This window comes from Phreatobacter sp. GW821-FHT04C01 (genome assembly GCF_059420385.1).
In genome coordinates this window covers 604444-621523 of the sequence record NZ_JBWKTP010000003.1, presented here as the reverse complement: position 1 = coordinate 621523, position 17080 = coordinate 604444, and the positions used below count along the sequence as shown (strand labels likewise).

Genomic DNA, 17080 nt, shown 5'->3' with positions numbered 1-17080 from the left:
GCCGTGCTGGGGGTCCAGCAGGCCATCGAACTGATGGGTGTGGGCGTCTTCGCCCTCACCGGCGCGCTGGTCGCGGCACGCAAGTCCATGGACCCCTTCGGCTTCATCATGCTCGGCACCGTCACCGGGATCGGCGGCGGCACGCTGCGCGACCTGCTGATCGGCGCCACGCCGATCAGCTGGATCTTCGATCCGACGGCGGTGCTGGTCTGCGCCGCCGTCTCGATCGCCGCCTTCTTCACCGCGCATCTGTTCGAGACGGCGAGCCGCACCCGCATCCTGCTGTGGGCCGACGCGCTGGGCCTCGCCCTGTTCGCGGTGAGCGGCACGGCACGCGGCTTCGCCGCCGGCGCTCCCGCGGTCTCGGCGGTGCTGCTCGGCGTGGTCACGGCGACCTTCGGCGGCATCATCCGCGACATCATGGCCGGCGACGTGCCGCTGGTGCTCAAGCGCGACATCTATGTCACCGCGGCCTTGGCCGGCGCCACCGTCTTCGCGCTGACCTCCGCCGTCGTGCCGCCGCCGCTGCCGACGCTGTTCGGTTTCGCAGTCGCCTTCGCGGCGCGCGGGCTGGCGATCAGCCATGGCCTGTCGATGCCGCAATATGGCGTCAGGCGCGACGAGTAGGTCCGATCGGGCAGCCGATCCTATTCGACCCGTTCGAGCATGCGGCGCGGAGCGCAGCGCAGCCCGGCTTCGCCGGCGCAGCTGGCGAACGAATAGAGGATCGCGTCGGCCCGCCCGATCAGGTTTTCCACCGGCACGAACCCCATGGACGAGAAGCGGCTGTCGGCGGAATTGTCCCGGTTATCGCCGAGCATGAACAGCCGGCCTTCGGGCACGATCGCCTCGGCCATGTCGCTCATCGGGCTGCGCCGGTCGCGCAGCAGGATGGTGTGCGGCTCTGCGCCCGGCAGCGTTTCGCGATAGGCCGTGACCGCGACGATCGCGCCAGACGGATCGCGATAGGTCCAATGCGCGGATTCGGCCAGCGGCACCGCGACGCCGTTCAGCCAGACGCGGCCCTCGCGGATCGCCACCCGGTCGCCCGGCAGGCCGACCACCCGCTTGATGAAATCCTCGCCCGAGGTCGGATGGCGGAACACGGTGACGTCGCCACGCGCCGGCATGGCGGCGGGAATCCGGCCGGTCTCGCCAGGGAAGCGCGGCAGATACTCACCGCCGACCAGCGAGAAACGGCTGTAGCCGAAGGGGAACTTGACCGCCGCGACCCGGTCGCCGACCTCCAGCGTCGGCACCATGCTTTCGCTCGGAATATGATAGGTGGCGAAAGCAAAGGAGCGCAGCACCAGGACAATGGCCAGCGCGCCGATGATGGTGCTGGCGAGGTCGCGAATCTTCGACATGAGATGAGGTCCGAACGGGGGCGGCCGGACCATCCGTGTCGAATGCGGCCAGGATGCGGCGATTTTCAGCCCTGGCTCAACAGGGTCCGGATCGCCTCGACCAGGCCGGCGCGCGGCGCCGCGAACTGGGCCGGCCGCGCCGCCCGCCATTCGGCATTGTCGGTGATGGACTTCGCCGCCTCGGCGCCGGCGACCAGGTCCTTGATCATCACCTCGCCGGCGGCGAGCTCGTTCGAGCCCTGGATGATCACCGCCGGCGCACCGCGCCGGTCGGCATATTTCATCTGCGCCTTCATGCCCGACGACCCGAGATAGATCTCGGCGCGGATGCCGGCCCGGCGCAGCTCGGCGACCATGGCCTGGTAGTCGGCCACCCGGTCCTTGTCCATGACCAGCACGACAACCGGGCCGGCGACCGCCGTGGCACCGAGCTTGCCGAGCGATTTCAGGGCGGCGGCAAGCCTCGACACGCCGATCGAGAAGCCGGTCGCCGGCACCTCTTCGCCGCGGAAACGCGCCACCAGGCCGTCATAACGGCCGCCACCGGCGACCGAGCCGAAGCGGACCACCTGGCCCTCGTCATTGGTCACCGGGAAGGTGAGTTCGACCTCGAAGACCGGGCCGGTATAATATTCGAGGCCGCGCACCACGGAGGGATCGATGGCGATGCGGTCCTCGGCATAGCCACCGGCGGCGAACAGGCCGGCCATGACGTTCAGCTCGGCGACACCAGCCTGCGCCCGCTCGGAACCGGCCACCACCACATCGAGATTGGCGAGCGTTGCCCGCGCATCGGCGCCCTTGGCGGCGGTGAAGGCCAGCACCCGGCCGATCGCCGCCTCGTCCAGGCCGGCGCCCTTGGTGAAGTCGCCGCTCTCGTCCTTGCGGCCGGGCCCGAGCAGCAGCCTGACGCCCTCCGGGCCGAATTTGTCGAGCTTGTCGATGGCACGCAGCACGGTCAGCCGCTTGCCGGCATTGTCCTCGCCCGCGAGACCGATCGCATCGAGCACGCCGTCGAGCACCTTGCGGTTGTTGATCTTGACCACATAGTCGCCGCGCTGGATGCCGAGCGCTTCCATGGTGTCGGCCGCCATCATGCAGATCTCGGCATCCGCCGCCGGCGTCGCCGCGCCGACCGTGTCGGCGTCGAACTGCATGAACTGGCGGAAGCGGCCGGGGCCGGGCTTCTCGTTGCGGAAAACATAACCGACACGGTAGCTGCGATAGGGTTTCGGCAGCGCGTCGAAATTCTCGGCGACATAGCGCGCCAGCGGCGCGGTGAGGTCATAACGCAGCGACAGCCATTGCTCGTCGTCGTCCTGCAACGAGAAGACGCCTTCGTTCGGCCGGTCCTGGTCGGGCAGAAACTTGCCGAGCGCATCGGTGAATTCGAAGGCGGGCGTTTCCACGGCCTCGAAGCCATAGAGCTCGAAGACCCGGCGAATGGTCTCGATCATGGCATTGGTGGCGGCGATCTCGGTCGCCCCCCGATCGGCGAAGCCACGCGGCAGGCGGGCCAGCGGGCCGGATTTCTTTTTCGGATTCTCGGACATGGAGCGGCCTTTTGGCGCGAAACTTCAGGCCCGCTTGCTAGCGCACCCTCGGATCGATGTCGACCTGAAGGCCTGATCCGGGGAGGCCCGCTACGGTTTCACCGGAGCTGACCGCAGGGCCGGCGGGATTAGGTCTTGACGGCTAGTGTTCGCACACATCTCAGAAATCTGCGTCGTTTCAGCGCCTTATGTGGGCTCCTTCCGACCTTGAAGGCGCACCGGAACCACCACTCTTTACCTCTACCCGGCGGGGAGAGGTCGACCGCGAGCGTAGCGAGCGGTCAAGAGAGGGGGCGAGGCACGAGACGGATGTCACCATGCGAAGCGCGTAAAGCGTTGTCCTGAAGCTACAACTCTCCCTCTCCCGGCGCTACGCGCCGACCTCTCCCCGCCGGGGAGAGGTGAACAGTGGTGGTTCCGGCGCGAAATTTCGAAGAGCGGCGCATTCGGGCTCATCTGAAAGATGTGTGCGAACGCTAGGGCTTGACCGTGAACGACAGGTCGAACGAGGTCTGCTTGCTGCCGGCCCGGTCGCGCACCGTGGTGCGCACCACATAATCGCCGGGTTCGACGCCCGAGAACGAATAGGTGACGTAGACGAAGAACTCGCGATTGCGCCGCCGGCTGGCGGTGGCGATGGTGTTGAAGGCCTGCTGGGCGACCAGCGCCTGGCCGTCCTTGGTGCGCAACTCGAAATCGAGCACCAGGTCGGTGCGGAACAGGTCGCCGGACCGGCGCCAGCCCTGGCCATTGAGCTCGACATAGACCAGCAGCGGCTGGCCGGCCTCGAAGCTCGAGGAATCGCGCGGATTGAACACGCCGTAGCCCTGCGGCTCCTCGGCGACGAAGGTCGCGCGGCGCACCGTCAGCGGCATGCGCTCCCAGATCGTCACCGCCGCCTCGTCGAGGGCGTCCAGCGCTTCCGTCGAGCGGCCGGCGCTGGCGGCCTCCTGGGCGCGCTTGATGGCCGCGGAAATATCGACGGCGGCCGGGCCGATGGGCGCCGGCAGCACGGTGTCGGGGGCCTGCTGGACCGGCGGTACCGCCTGCTGAACCGGGGCCGGAGTGGCCGCCGGGGCCGGGGCCTGGGCGTCGGCGGCGGACGCCAAGACGGCGAGGCTCGCGGCAAGGCCTGCCGTCAGCGCATTGCGGATCAGAGCGGTCGAATGCATTGGCGAGACTGGCCTCCGGTCGAATCGCTGGGGTGACGATACCATGGCCGGCCGTCCGACGAGATGACGGCGGCCGGGCAAGGCAGGGCCGGCCATCCAGCCGCTTCGCGGGGCTGCATTGTGTTTGCCGGATGGCAGCACTATGACCGACACCCCTTTCGAAATGGTCGCGTCATCGTTATCTCCCCGGACTATCCCGCCTCCGCGGTGCCGTGGTTTGTTGCCCGGCCCGTAATCGCCTCCCGCTCAGGACATGCCGATGGCTCGTGATACCGTCGACCTCACGCCGATCGAATCTCGCGACGAACTGGTCGCATGGATCGAGAAGGGCGTGAAACCCAGGGATCGCTTCCGGGTCGGGACCGAACACGAGAAATTCGGCTTCTACCGGGCCGATCATCAGCCGGTGCCCTATGGCGGCCCGCGCGGCATCGCCAAGATCCTCCAGGGCATGGAGGGATTGCTCGGCTGGGAGCCGATCCTCGACGACGACAACATCATCGGGCTCGCCGACGTCACCGGCGGCGGCGCGATCTCGCTCGAGCCGGGCGGCCAGTTCGAGCTGTCGGGTGCGCCGCTCGAGACGCTGCACCAGACCTGGATGGAGGCGCATGCCCATTTCGCCCAGGTGCGCGAGATCGCCGATCCGCTCGGCATCGGCTTCCTGGGGCTCGGCATGAGCCCGAAATGGTCGCGCGCCGAGACGCCGGTCATGCCGAAATCGCGCTATCAGATCATGACGCGCTACATGCCGCAGGTCGGCAGCCTCGGCCTCGACATGATGTACCGGACCTCGACGGTGCAGGCCAATCTCGACTTCGGCTCGGAAGCCGACATGGTCAAGAAGCTCAGGGTATCGCTTGCCTGGCAGCCGGTCGCCACCGCCATCTTCGCCAATTCGCCGTTCACCGAAGGCAAGCTCAACGGCTATCTGTCGTTCCGCTCGGCGGTCTGGCTCGATACCGACAACAACCGGGCGGGAATGCTGCCTTTCGCCTTCGAGGACGGCATGAGCTTCGAGCGCTATGTCGACTATGCGCTCGACGTTCCCATGTATTTCGTCAAGCGCGGCGACACCTATCACGACGTCGCCGGCGCCTCGTTCCGCGACCTGATGGCCGGCCGGCTGAATTCGCTGCCCGGCGAGCGCGCGGTGCTGTCGGACTGGGTCAATCACCTCGGGACGATCTTCCCCGAGGTCCGGCTCAAACGTTACCTGGAAATGCGCGGCGCCGATTCCGGTCCCCTGTCGCGCATCGTGGCCATGCCGGCGCTGTTCGTCGGCCTGCTCTATGACGATGGCGCGCTAGACGCGGCCTGGGACATCGTCAAGCACTGGACGGCGGAAGAGCGCCAGAAGCTGCGCGAAGATGTGCCGAAGCTCGGCTTCAAGGCCGAAATCCGCGGCATCACCGTGCAGGAACTGGCCAGGCAGATGCTGACGCTGGCGCGCGCCGGCCTGCGCCGCCGCGACCGGCTCGACATCAACGGCTGCGACGAGACCCGTTATCTCGAGCCGATCCAGATGATCGTCGACGACGGGCGCACCGCCGCCGAGGCACTGATCGAGAAATATCTCGGTCCCTGGCAGGGCCAGATCGACCCGGTTTTCGACGAACTCGCCTATTGACCGGGCTTGGCGGATCGCAGCGCCGGGCGTCGAAACCGTCGGCCGGCGGTCAGGCCAAGGGCTCGCGCGGCCCCGGCCATTGGTCGCGGGCGGCGGGATCGACCACGGACATGCCGATCCCCTCGGTGGCGCGTACCGGCAGGCCGGACGCGTCGAAATCATCCAGGCAAAAGATGTTGACGCCGTAGTGGTCGGGCGCCGCACGCTTGCGATGAAAGGTGTAGATGCCGCATCGGGCGCAGAAATAATGCCTGGCGCGGCGCGTATTCCATTCGTAGAGCGTCAGCAGGTCCGCGCCGGTCAGGATGGTCAGTTCGCTCTCATGGACCTTGGTCATGAGCGCGTTGCGCTTGACGCACAGCGAGCAGTCGCAGGTCGTCAGCTCGACGATGTCGGCGTCGAGCCGGAAGGTCACCGCGCCGCAATGGCATGAGCCGAAATGGCGCCTCATCGGACTATTCGGCGGCCTGCGCGTGTTCACTCAGGTTGTCGAGGCCCGAGACCACGTGGTCGGCCAGCGCATCGGCCAGCGCCGACATTTCGTGCGGGTTGCGCAGCAGCGCGATGCGCACGCTGGGCAGGGCCGGGAAGCCGTCCGCCGCCTGCAGGACGCGCATGCCGGGCCTCAGCGCCGATTCCGGCAAGACCGATACGGCGAGCCCGGCCATGACGGCGGCGCCGACCGCCGTCGAGTTCCAGCTGGCATAGAGGATGCGATAGGCGCGCCCGGCGCTTTCCAGCCGTTCGGTCGCGGCGCGACGCCAGTCGCAGGTCGGCCGCCCGACGGCCAGCGGGATCGGATCGTCGCAGTGGACCGACGAACGCGCCGACGCCACCCACAGAAGCTGCTCGCGCCGGAACACCAGCGCGGGCCCCTTTTCCGGCCGGTGGGTGATGATGGCGATGTCGAGATCATTGGCCTGAATGCGTTCGGCCAGCATGGACGAGGGTTCGCACACCACCGTCACCTCGGCGCGCGGGTTCGAGCGCGAGAAGCGCGCCAGGATTTCCGGCAAATAGCGATCGGCGTAATCGTCGGGCACGCCGAGTCGGACGCGGCCGGTCAATTCGGCGCCGGAAAAGGCCGAGACGGCCTCCATGTTCAATTTGACGATGCGCCTGGCGTAGTCGAGCAGCCGCTCGCCGTCCTCGGTCAGCCGCGACGCGCGGCCGTCGCGCTCGAACAACGGCTTGCCGACCCGCTCCTCCAGCCGCTTCATCTGCATCGACACGGCCGACTGGGTCTTGAACACCACGTCGGCTGCGCGCGTGAAGCTGCCGGTATCGGCGATCGCCATGAAAGTTCGCAATTGATCGATGTCGAGAAGAACGGCCATCGGAGTGCCCACAAGGTTCGCATCAGCGTCTCTGATGAGACACATTAAAAACATTCGCTTCAATGATCAATCTGAATATGAGATCGTCTGCCCATCGGAAAGCGACCAACCGCACGGGTGATTCCCGGCCGCGCGTGCCACCCGGCACGGGCGTCAGGTACTGCTTGTCCGCATGATGTCTGAAAGGAGACACCTCATGGCCATGATCACCGCTACCCTCGCCTCCGCCTTCTTCTCGGTGGTCGCCGTTGCGCGTCGTCAGGTCCAGGCTGTCAATTCCTGGCGTCAGGCGCGACAGGACTATGCAGCCCTGTGCGAGATGGACGACAAAACGCTGGCCGATCTCGGCTTGTCGCGGGGCGATCTTCGAGACGCCACGGCTGCCGGATATTTCGGCGATCCGACTGTGATCGTGGCGACGCGTGCCGCCGAACGCGGCCATGGCCGCCGGCCGCAGGCAAGCGTCACCGGCCCGTCGATCGTTCCCGACGTCGCCGCCCATCTGCCGCGCGCCGCGGCCTACAATTGATCCGCCTGCTCCGTCCCACGGGACGGAGCGCGCCGGTCCGCCACAGCCGATCGGCCTGATGCCGATTTTCTTCAAGCCTGCCGACGCCGTCTGGCTTGAGCCTGCTCTTGCGCGGAGAGCCCTTCCCCGCGCTCCGCACAGCCTGTCCCGAGGGCCGGTCGTCCCCTCGCCCGCCGCTCGGGACAACCTCAAGCCGTCGTGGTCCGCCACGGCGGCTTTTTTCTTGCCGACCGAATGTCGCGGCGCGCCGCAGGCCCTGGGTGATCACAACGATGGATGCCGCATGGTTGCATCGCTCCCGCTGATCTATCGCGCCGCGCATAGCCCGGATAGCAATCGCTGATGACGCTCGCGGCCCTGCCCACCGATCCGATGTTCTATGCCGTGGGCATCACGGCGACCTTCCTGATGGGGCTCGGCAAGGGCGCTTTCGGCGGCGGCCTGGCGATCCTCGGCATCCCCTTGCTGGCGCTCGTCATGGATCCGATCCAGGCGTCGATCGTCACTGCGCTGCTCGTCGCCTTCATGGATATTTTCGCGCTCGGCAGCTTTCCGCGCAGCGCCTGGTCGAAACCCGACCTCGTCTGGCTGCTGCCGGGCCTGGTGGCCGGCACCTTTGTCGGCTTCCTGGTGTTCGAATTCGTCGACCGGCGCATCGTGGCGCTGATCATCGCGCTGATCACGCTCGCCTTCACCGGCCGCTATTTCCTGAAGGCCGCCTCGACCGAACCCGGCATGCCGGTATCGCCGGGACTGGCGCTGGCCGCCAGCGCGGGCGCCGGCTTCACCACCTATGTGGCCCATGCCGGCGGCCCGCCGCTCGCCATGTATCTGTTGCGCCGGGACCTGACCAAGTCGGCCTATGCCGCGACGACGATCGTGGTGTTCACGCTCGGCAATCTGATCAAGCTGCCGGGCTATGTCTATTCCGGGCTCGACCAGCCAGCGGTCTTCGCCAAGGCCCTCGCGCTCGCGCCGATCGTCCCGGTCGGCGTGCTGATCGGCCGGCGCCTGCATGACAGTTTGTCGCGCGAAAAACTCTACGGCCTCTGCTATGGGCTGGTCGGAATCGCCGGTGCCAAGCTGCTGTGGGACGCGGTCAGGGCATTGTGGCCGGCATGACGACGGAAATCTCCGACAAGAGCAGGACCAGCAAGGCCCGGCCCCGCCATGCCCTGCGCATGCCGTTCCTGGTCGCCGCCTTCGGCATTTTCCTGCTGTCGCTGATGGACGGCCTGATCAAGGGCGCGGCCTCCTATCCGACCGCGCAGATCGTGTTCATGCGTTTCGCCTGCGGCATGCCCTGGGCGCTGCTGGCGCTCGCCGTGCTCAGGCCGGCGCCGCCGAGCGCCGCCATGGTTCGGGCCCATCTTTTGCGCGGCGCCCTGGTGGTGGTGACCGCATCGCTGTTCTTCTACGCGCTCGCCCACCTGGAACTCGCCGAAGCGATCACGCTCGCCTTTCTGTCGCCGCTGTTCCTGGCGGTTCTGGCCGCCCTGATCCTCAAGGAGCCGATCCCGCCGGCCGTGCTGATCGCCATTGCCGTCGGCTTCATCGGCATGACCGTGATCGTCGCCGGCAAGGTCGGCGGCGGCGAGTTCGACCTCACCCGCATGCTCGGCATCGCGGCGGCGATCCTCAGCGCCTTGTTCTACGCGGCCAACCTGGTGCTGCTCAGGAAGCGCGCCCAGACCGACGCGCTCGGCCTGATCGTGCTGTTCCAGAACCTGTTCCCGATGCTCATGATCGCGCCCTTCGCCTTCATGGTCTGGCAAACGCCCGAGCCGTCTTCCTGGCTTCTGTTCATCGGCATCGGGCTGCTCGGCCTGGTCGGCCACCTCTGCATGGCCTGGGCCTTCGCCCGCGCCAATGCCGGGCCGCTCGGCGTACTCGAATATACCGCGCTGGTCTGGAGTTCGGCGCTCGGCTATTTCGCCTTCGGCGAGGTGCCGAGCTGGACGACCTGGGCCGGCGCCGCGCTGATCGTCGCGGCCTGCCTGGCGGTGACCCGGCGCTGACCGGGCCGGCCGGCCTCAGGCCGCCGGCGGGCGCGCCTCGAAGATCATGCAGGTCTCGGTGCCATGGGCGATCAGCCGGCCCTTGGCGTCGATGAGGCGGGCTTCCGACGTGGCGATCCGGCTGCCGGCGTGAATGACCTTGCCCTCGCAGCGCAGCAGCCCGGCGTCGGGTTGCAGGGCGCGGACATAGTTCACCTTCATCTCGACGGTGGTGTAGCCCTGCCCCGCCTTGATCAGCGTATGGACCGAGCAGCCGAGCGCCGAATCCAGGATCGTGGCGTGCCAGCCGCCGTGAATGGTGCCGAGCGGATTGTAGAAATCCGCCGTCGGCGTGCCTTCGAACACCGCCCTGCCCGGTTCGACTTCGGTCAGGATGAAACCCATGGTCCTGGCGATCGGCGGCGCCGGATGGCGCCCGGCCAGCATGTCCCGGAGGAAGTCGATGCCATCCTGGGCGGTGGCCTGGGCGGGCGGAACAACACCGTAGTGAATCGTCATCTGTCACCTATCGTGTAATAGCACGTTACGGAGAGTGGGAGCACCGGTCAAGCGCTGTGGCTTTGGGCAAGGCCCACTAAGCCTCGCGCGCCTTCAGCGTCTTGCGGATGGCGCGCAAGCCCTCGCGAGTGTCGTGCCACAGCGCCACGCCGACCGCGCCTTCCATGCGCGCATGTTCGGCCTCCCAGAGTGGGATGGCGGTCGACAGGAGACCGATGCCCGTCTCGGTCAGTTCCGGCTTGACCGCCCGGCCGGGGCCGTTGGAGACGCTGACCAGGCCGGAGCTCTCGAGCCGCTTCAGGTTGCGTGTCATGGTGGTGCGGTCGAGCGCCAGTGCGTCGGACAGCTGGGTCACCGACGCCGTCTGCCCCGCGGCCAGCGCCGCCAGGATGTTGAACTGGGTGACCTCCAGGCCGAGGGGCGCGAGCACCCGGTTATAGGCGCGGGTCACCGCGTGGGCGGTCATCCGGGTCTGGAAACAGATGCAGGAACGCGCGATCCGCGTCAGGGTGGCGTGATCAGGGGCCGTCTTCATGTTGTCACGATCCGGCGGGACAAGACCCACGTCAAGCTTCTGTTGTTGTCCGGCCCGGGCAGAGACACCCCGGGACGCGGCGGCATCGGAGGCCGGCGGAGACTATTTCGACTGTCCCGCAGGCTTCCGGCATTAACCGTATTTCGGCCCGTTCTTGACTCTTCCCGGGCATGCGCCTATCTCCCCGACCAGCTGTTAGCAGTCACCTGATGTGAGTGCCAACAGCTCGGCCGGTCTCGGCCGCCACGACATTTCGCGGCCGTCGCGCCGCTCATTTCAGGGACCATCAACCCATGAAGTTCCGTCCGCTGCACGATCGCGTGGTCGTCCGTCGCCTGGAGTCCGAGGAAAAGACCAAGGGTGGCATCATCATCCCGGACACCGCCAAGGAAAAGCCGCAGGAAGGCGAAGTCATCGCCGTCGGCGCCGGCGCCCGTGACGAGGCTGGCAAGCTGGTTCCGCTCGACGTGAAGAAGGGCGACAAAGTGCTCTTCGGCAAGTGGTCGGGCACGGAAGTGAAGATCGACGGTGTCGACCTCCTGATCATGAAGGAGAGCGACATCATGGGTGTGATCGCGAAGTAATTTCGCTCCACCCGCTATCCCCCTTTAGTTTTTGCCGACAGGAGTAAGCCAGATGGCTGCCAAGGACGTGAAATTCGCCCAGGACGCGCGCGAGAAAATGCTGCGCGGCGTCGACATCCTCGCCGAAGCCGTGAAGGTCACGCTGGGCCCGAAGGGCCGCAACGTCGTGATCGAGAAGTCGTTCGGCGCCCCGCGCATCACCAAGGACGGCGTCACCGTCGCCAAGGAGATCGAGCTCGCCGACAAGTTCGAGAACATGGGCGCCCAGATGGTGCGCGAAGTGGCCTCGAAGACCAACGACCTCGGCGGCGACGGCACCACCACCGCCACCGTTCTCGCCCAGGCCATCGTCCGTGAAGGCGCCAAGTTCGTCGCCGCCGGCATGAACCCGATGGATCTGAAGCGCGGCGTCGACCAGGCCGTTCTCGAAGTCGTCAAGACGCTCGAGAAGTCGGCCAAGAAGGTCAAGTCCTCGGCTGAAGTCGCCCAGGTCGGCACCATCTCGGCGAACGGCGACAAGCTGATCGGCGACATGATCGCCAACGCCATGCAGAAGGTCGGCAACGAGGGCGTCATCACGGTCGAAGAGGCCAAGAGCCTCGACACCGAAGTCGACATCGTCGAAGGCATGCAGTTCGACCGCGGCTACCTGTCGCCCTACTTCATCACCAATGCCGACAAGATGATCGCGGACCTCGAGGATGCCTATATCCTCATCCACGAGAAGAAGCTGACCGGCCTGCAGGCCATGCTGCCGGTGCTCGAGTCGGTCGTCCAGACCGGCAAGCCGCTGATCATCGTCGCCGAAGACGTCGAGGGCGAGGCCCTGGCCACCCTCGTGGTCAACAAGCTGCGCGGCGGCCTGAAGGTCGCAGCCGTGAAGGCTCCGGGCTTCGGCGATCGCCGCAAGGCGATGCTCGAGGACATCGCGATCCTCACCGGCGGCCAGGTCATCTCCGAAGACCTGGGCATCAAGCTCGAGAACGTCACGCTCCAGATGCTCGGCCGCGCCAAGAAGGTGCTGATCGAGAAGGAAAAGACGACGGTCGTCGACGGCGCCGGCAAGAAGAAGGACATCGAGGCCCGCATCGGCCAGATCAAGGCGCAGATCGAGGAAACCACCTCGGACTACGACCGCGAGAAGCTGCAGGAGCGCCTGGCCAAGCTCGCCGGCGGTGTTGCGGTGATCAAGGTCGGCGGCGCCACCGAAGTCGAGGTCAAGGAAAAGAAGGACCGCGTTGACGACGCGCTCAACGCCACCCGCGCGGCCGTGCTGGAAGGCATCGTCCCCGGCGGCGGCGTCGCTCTGCTCCGCGCCAAGGCCAATGTCCAGAAGCTGAAGTCCGAGAATGCCGACGTCCAGGCCGGCATCAACATCGTGCTGAAGGCCATCGAAGCGCCGATCCGTCAGATCGTCGAGAACGCCGGCGTCGAAGGTTCGATCGTGGTCAACAAGATCATGGAGAACAAGTCGGCGACCTACGGCTTCAACGCCCAGACGGAAGAATATGTCGACATGTTCGATGCCGGCATCGTCGATCCGGTGAAGGTGGTCCGTACCGCCCTTCAGAACGCCGCCTCGGTTTCCTCGCTGCTCATCACCACGGGCGCGATGATTGCCGAAGCGCCGAAGAAGGAAAGCGCTGCTCCGGCCATGCCGGGCGGCGGCGGCATGGGCGGCATGGATTTCTGATCCAGCCACCTGTCGTCACGCATACGGAAGGGGCGCCTCGCGGCGCCCCTTTTCGTTTGAGCGGCGGGCCCGGTGATCGCGCAAGGCTGTTCAGCCATTGGCAGCGGCTTTGCGTCATGGGAGGTTGCCGGCCAATCGGCGCCCTCCCCCCGGGGCCGCCGGACCGTCGTCCGAAGACGCATTGAAATGGAGATCGACATGCGACGCCGTAGCTTCCTGACCGGCGCCCTCGCCGCGGCCGCCCTGCCGCGATCGACGCTCGCCCAGACCACCGCCCGCGCCAGCGTGCTGAAATATGTGCCGCAGGCCGACCTGACCATGCTCGATCCGATCGGCACCACGGCCTATGTCACCCGCCACCATGCCTTGCTGGTCTATGATCAGCTCTACGGCCTCGACAGCCAGCTGAAGCCCCAGCCGCAAATGGTCGAAGGCCATACGGTGGACGACGACGGCAAGCGCTGGACCTTCAAGCTGCGCGACGGCCTGCGTTTCCACGACGGCGAGCCGGTACGCGGCCGCGACTGCGTCGCCTCGATCAAGCGCTGGGCGGCGCGCGACGCGCTTGGCCAGGCGCTGATGCTCAGGGTGACCGAAATGTCGGCGCCCGACGACAAGAGCTTCGTCATCCGCCTCACCAAGCCGTTCGGGGCGCTGCTCGACGCACTCGCCAAGGTCGGGCCGCCGGCCCTGGTCATCCTGCCCGAGCGTTTCGCCAATACCGACCCGTTCAAGCCGATCACCGAGGCCATCGGCTCCGGGCCGTTCAAATGGGTGCCCGGCGAACGCCTGGTCGGCGCCCGTGCGGTCTATGAGCGTTTCGACGGCTATCGCCCACGCGAGGGCGGCACGCCCGACTGGCTGTCCGGGCCGAAGGTCGCCCATTTCGACCGGGTCGAGTGGCTGGTCATGCCGGATCCGGCCACCGCCTCGGCCGCGTTGCAGAGCGGCGAAGCGGATTGGTGGGAGAACCCGCCGAACGATCTGCTGGCGCCCTTGGAGCGCAACCGCAACGTGGTGACCGAGCAGCTCAATCCGCTCGGCATCATGGGCACCGGCATCTTCAACTGCCTGCACCCGCCCTTCGACAAGCCGGCGGTGCGCCGGGTCGTGCTGGAGGCCATGTCGCAGGCCGATTTCATGACCTCGGTCGCCGGCACGGACCAGACCATGTGGCGCGAAGGCGTCGGCATCTTCCCGCCGGGGACGCCAATGGCCAGCGATGCCGGCCTCGACGTGATCACGCGCAAGCGCGACATGCCGGCGCTGCGCGAGAAATTGAAACAGGCCGGCTATCAGGGCGAGCGCGTCGTGCTGATGTCGGCGAGCGACCAGTCGTCGCTCGCGGCCATCGGCGAGGTCGGCAACGATCTGCTGCGCCAGCTCGGCATGAATGTCGATTTCGCCGTGTCCGACTGGGGCACGGTGGTGCAGCGCCGCGGCAAGAAGGAGCCGCCGGCCCAGGGCGGCTGGAACATGTTCCACACCACCTGGATCGGCCTCGACGTGGTCAACCCGGCCGTGATGCAGCCGCTCAGGGCCAATGGCGCGAAAGCCTGGTTCGGCTGGCCCGACCTGCCCGACCTGCAGCGGCTGCAGGACGCCTGGCTGGACGCGCCGGATACCGAGACCCAGAAGCGCGTCGCCGCCGATATCCAGAAGGTGGCGCTCGAACAGGTGCCGTTCCTGCCGACCGGCCAGTATTTCTCGAAATCGGCCTACCGGCGTAATATCGCCGGCATTCTGAAGGGCCAGATCGTGTTCTGGAACGCCCGGCGCGTCTGACGACCGGACGAGACCGCGCGCCGGTGTCGCCGGCGCGCGGCGCGCAGATCAGCCGCAGCCGGCGCTGCGCACGATGGCGCGGCCGTCGAGCCCGAAGGTCAGGCGGTTCGGCCGGTAGTCGCGCGTGCACATCTGGCAATACCGCACGATGACGCCGGCCGGCGGGCGAAAGCGGGCGCGCACCAGCCGCTCCGGCCGGCCGACGAAGCGGCGCGCGACCGGCAAGGCCCGGCGGCAGGCCGCCTCGCCTTGGGCGAAACCCGGCATGGCGGGCTGGGCCTCGGCCGGCGACGCCGCCGGCGCCGCGACCAGGGCGGTCAGTATCAGCATGGCGCCCAAGACTTTCATCACAGTCTCCTCAGTCTGTGGCGCGTCCGTGCCCAACGCGCCGATCGGTTTCAGGCACAGCCTATCCGATCACGACGATGTGATGAACAGGGCCACCTTTTAGGTGCGCCGGGCCGCCGCGACAGGCTGCCGCGGCTAGCTGCGACAATTTGTCCAACCTACGGTGTAACAAGCGAATCCAGCATCGGCGTCGAGCCGGGTCGGACCCGATCTCGACACTGCGCCAGGGCTCAGCTGCGGAGCAGCCGCCGCCACGGGAGCACTCCGACACCGACAAGAACCGAACCGTGGCGGAGCAAACGCGGCGGGGAGGTCTCACGCCATGTGGAACCAAGTCTACAATCCCTTCGACAACGTGGTGCTGTCGACGATCGTCGCGGCCATCCCCGTGGTGACGCTGCTGGTGCTGATCGCCAGCGGCAAGGTCAAGGCCCATATCGCGGCGATCATCGCGTTGGTGCTCGCCAATCTGGTGGCGATCTTCCTGTTCACCATGCCGGCCAACATGTCGATCCGGGCCTCGATCCTGGGGGTCGTCACCGGCTTCTTCCCGATCGGCTGGATCGTGCTCAACGTCATCTTCCTCTACCAGGTGACGGTGAAGACCGGCCGGTTCGAGCTGCTGCAACGGGCGATCGGCAACGTCACGCCGGATCGCCGCCTGCAATTGCTGCTCATCGCCTTCTCGTTCGGCGCCTTCTTCGAGGGCGCCTCGGGCTTCGGCACGCCGGTCGCGGTGACCGGCGCCATCCTGATCGGCCTCGGCTTCTCGCCGCTGGCGGCGTCCGGCCTGTCGCTGATCGCCAATACCGCGCCGGTCGCCTATGGCGCGCTCGGCACGCCGATCGCCGGCCTCGCCCAGGTCACCGGCTTCGATCCCTATATCCTGGGCGCCATGGTCGGCCGGCAATTGCCGTTCTTTTCGCTGATCGTGCCGTTCTGGCTGATCTGGGCCTTCGCCGGCTGGCGTGGCATGAAGGAAATCTGGCCGGCCATCCTGGTCACCGGCGTGTCGTTCGCCGTGCCGCAATTCCTGATCTCGAACTACATCAACCCCTGGATCGTCGACATCGGCGCCTCGCTGATCTCGATGGCCTGCCTGATCGGCTTCCTGCGGGTCTGGCAGCCCCGGCAATTGTGGCTGTCGCCGGCGCTGCGCAGCCGCGACGATTCCGCCGGCACCATGGCCGCCGCGCCGGCGCTCGACAAGACGCCGCTCACCCAGCAGCAGCTGTGGAGCGCGCTGATGCCGTGGATCATCGTCTGCATCGTCATGCTGATCTGGGGCACAGGCTGGTTCAAGAACGCGGTCAACCCGATCTTCACCTGGAACTATCCGGTTCCCGAACTGCACAACATGATCAACAAGGTGGCGCCGGTGGCGGCCCGGCCGACCCCGGAGGGCGCGGTCTTCGCCTTCACCTACCTGTCGTTCACCGGCTCCGGCATGCTCATCGCCGCGATCATCTCCGGTTTCATCATGGGCTTCTCACCGGCCCGGATGATCCTGGAATATGGCCGGACCATCCGGCTCTGCGCCTATTCGCTGATCACCATCTCGGCGATGCTGGCCATCGGCACCCTGACCCGGCTGTCGGGCCTCGACGCGACGCTCGGCCTCGCCTTCGCCGCCACCGGCATCCTCTATCCGTTCTTCGGCACGCTGCTCGGCTGGCTGGGCGTGGCGCTGACCGGCTCGGACACGGCCTCCAACGTGCTGTTCGGCAATCTGCAGAAGATCACGTCGGAGCAGTTGGGCATCTCACCGATCCTGATGAGCGCGGCGAACTCGTCCGGCGGCGTCATGGGCAAGATGATCGACGCCCAGTCGATCGTCGTCGCCTCCACCGTGACCAACTGGGTCGGGCATGAGGGCTCGATCCTGCGCTACGTGTTCTGGCACTCGATCGTGCTGGCCTGCCTGGTCGGCGGCCTGGTCATGCTGCAGGCCTATGTCTGGCCGTTCAGCGCCATGGTGCTGCAATAGGCCCGCCGCCGCGGGGTCCGGCTCGCCGGCTCCGCGGCGACATT

17 protein-coding genes are annotated in these 17080 nt (G+C 67.0%); 9 read left to right on the top strand and 8 right to left on the bottom strand.

Annotated elements, in window-relative coordinates; genetic code table 11:
- Positions 1 to 3: 3 nt before the first annotated feature.
- The gene (locus AC07WJ_RS14630) at positions 4 to 627 is read left to right on the top strand and encodes a trimeric intracellular cation channel family protein (protein ID WP_494935313.1); all 624 of its coding nucleotides are present in this window, start codon (positions 4 to 6) and stop codon (positions 625 to 627) included.
- Positions 628 to 647: 20 nt separating this feature from the next.
- Here AC07WJ_RS14630 and lepB read toward each other — a convergent pair whose 3' ends face one another.
- From lepB to AC07WJ_RS14615, 3 genes are all read right to left on the bottom strand, one after another.
- Positions 648 to 1367 carry a signal peptidase I gene (gene lepB / locus AC07WJ_RS14625; RefSeq protein ID WP_494935312.1) on the bottom strand — a complete coding sequence of 240 codons (720 nt, stop codon included), beginning with the start codon at positions 1365 to 1367 and terminating at the stop codon, positions 648 to 650.
- Positions 1368 to 1432: 65 nt separating this feature from the next.
- Entirely contained in the window at positions 1433 to 2920 is a 1488-nt protein-coding gene (hisS, locus tag AC07WJ_RS14620; RefSeq protein WP_494935311.1) for a histidine--tRNA ligase, read from the bottom strand.
- A gap of 476 nt (positions 2921 to 3396) precedes the next feature.
- Positions 3397 to 4092 carry a hypothetical protein gene (locus AC07WJ_RS14615; RefSeq protein WP_494935310.1) on the bottom strand — a complete coding sequence of 232 codons (696 nt, stop codon included), beginning with the start codon at positions 4090 to 4092 and terminating at the stop codon, positions 3397 to 3399.
- A gap of 259 nt (positions 4093 to 4351) precedes the next feature.
- Between AC07WJ_RS14615 and AC07WJ_RS14610 the strand changes: the two genes are divergently transcribed.
- Positions 4352 to 5722, top strand: a complete 1371-nt coding sequence (locus AC07WJ_RS14610) for a glutamate--cysteine ligase (RefSeq protein ID WP_494935309.1) — start codon at positions 4352 to 4354, stop codon at positions 5720 to 5722.
- Positions 5723 to 5771: 49 nt separating this feature from the next.
- Here AC07WJ_RS14610 and AC07WJ_RS14605 read toward each other — a convergent pair whose 3' ends face one another.
- Positions 5772 to 6173, bottom strand: coding sequence for a GFA family protein (locus tag AC07WJ_RS14605; protein WP_494935308.1), 402 nt, complete (start codon positions 6171 to 6173; stop codon positions 5772 to 5774).
- A 4-nt stretch (positions 6174 to 6177) separates the two neighbouring features.
- Positions 6178 to 7059 (bottom strand): LysR substrate-binding domain-containing protein, encoded by an 882-nt coding sequence (locus AC07WJ_RS14600; protein WP_494935307.1) that lies wholly within the window; start codon positions 7057 to 7059, stop codon positions 6178 to 6180.
- Positions 7060 to 7255: 196 nt separating this feature from the next.
- Here AC07WJ_RS14600 and AC07WJ_RS14595 point away from each other — a divergent pair, with 196 nt between their 5' ends.
- The 3 genes from AC07WJ_RS14595 to AC07WJ_RS14585 all read left to right on the top strand — a co-directional run bounded on the left by AC07WJ_RS14595 (position 7256) and on the right by AC07WJ_RS14585 (position 9606).
- Complete coding sequence (locus AC07WJ_RS14595) at positions 7256 to 7588, top strand: DUF1127 domain-containing protein (protein ID WP_494935306.1); 333 nt, start codon at positions 7256 to 7258, stop codon at positions 7586 to 7588.
- A 342-nt stretch (positions 7589 to 7930) separates the two neighbouring features.
- Positions 7931 to 8710 (top strand): sulfite exporter TauE/SafE family protein, encoded by a 780-nt coding sequence (locus AC07WJ_RS14590; protein ID WP_494935305.1) that lies wholly within the window; start codon positions 7931 to 7933, stop codon positions 8708 to 8710.
- The gene (locus AC07WJ_RS14585) at positions 8707 to 9606 is read left to right on the top strand and encodes a DMT family transporter (protein ID WP_494935304.1); all 900 of its coding nucleotides are present in this window, start codon (positions 8707 to 8709) and stop codon (positions 9604 to 9606) included. The genes AC07WJ_RS14590 and AC07WJ_RS14585 overlap by 4 nt, the downstream gene beginning before the upstream one ends.
- Positions 9607 to 9621: 15 nt before the next feature.
- Here the strand turns inward: AC07WJ_RS14585 and AC07WJ_RS14580 are convergent, their stop codons facing one another.
- Positions 9622 to 10104, bottom strand: coding sequence for a PaaI family thioesterase (locus AC07WJ_RS14580; RefSeq protein WP_494935303.1), 483 nt, complete (start codon positions 10102 to 10104; stop codon positions 9622 to 9624).
- A gap of 76 nt (positions 10105 to 10180) precedes the next feature.
- Positions 10181 to 10639: a MarR family winged helix-turn-helix transcriptional regulator gene (locus AC07WJ_RS14575; RefSeq protein ID WP_494935302.1), complete on the bottom strand. Its 459-nt coding sequence runs from the start codon at positions 10637 to 10639 to the stop codon at positions 10181 to 10183.
- 293 nt (positions 10640 to 10932) lie between these two features.
- Between AC07WJ_RS14575 and groES the strand changes: the two genes are divergently transcribed.
- The 3 genes from groES to AC07WJ_RS14560 all read left to right on the top strand — a co-directional run bounded on the left by groES (position 10933) and on the right by AC07WJ_RS14560 (position 14701).
- The gene (groES, locus tag AC07WJ_RS14570) at positions 10933 to 11223 is read left to right on the top strand and encodes a co-chaperone GroES (protein WP_136961041.1); all 291 of its coding nucleotides are present in this window, start codon (positions 10933 to 10935) and stop codon (positions 11221 to 11223) included.
- Between the two features lie 52 nt (positions 11224 to 11275).
- Positions 11276 to 12916: a chaperonin GroEL gene (gene groL, locus AC07WJ_RS14565; RefSeq protein WP_494935301.1), complete on the top strand. Its 1641-nt coding sequence runs from the start codon at positions 11276 to 11278 to the stop codon at positions 12914 to 12916.
- A gap of 198 nt (positions 12917 to 13114) precedes the next feature.
- A complete protein-coding gene (locus AC07WJ_RS14560) occupies positions 13115 to 14701 on the top strand; it encodes an ABC transporter substrate-binding protein (protein WP_494935300.1) in 1587 nt (528 codons plus the stop codon).
- A 48-nt stretch (positions 14702 to 14749) separates the two neighbouring features.
- Here the strand turns inward: AC07WJ_RS14560 and AC07WJ_RS14555 are convergent, their stop codons facing one another.
- Positions 14750 to 15049, bottom strand: coding sequence for a hypothetical protein (locus tag AC07WJ_RS14555; protein ID WP_494935299.1), 300 nt, complete (start codon positions 15047 to 15049; stop codon positions 14750 to 14752).
- 322 nt (positions 15050 to 15371) lie between these two features.
- On the opposite strand from AC07WJ_RS14555, the gene AC07WJ_RS14550 reads away from it, so the two are divergent.
- Positions 15372 to 17036 (top strand): L-lactate permease, encoded by a 1665-nt coding sequence (locus AC07WJ_RS14550; protein ID WP_494935298.1) that lies wholly within the window; start codon positions 15372 to 15374, stop codon positions 17034 to 17036.
- The last annotated feature ends 44 nt before the right edge of the window (positions 17037 to 17080 follow it).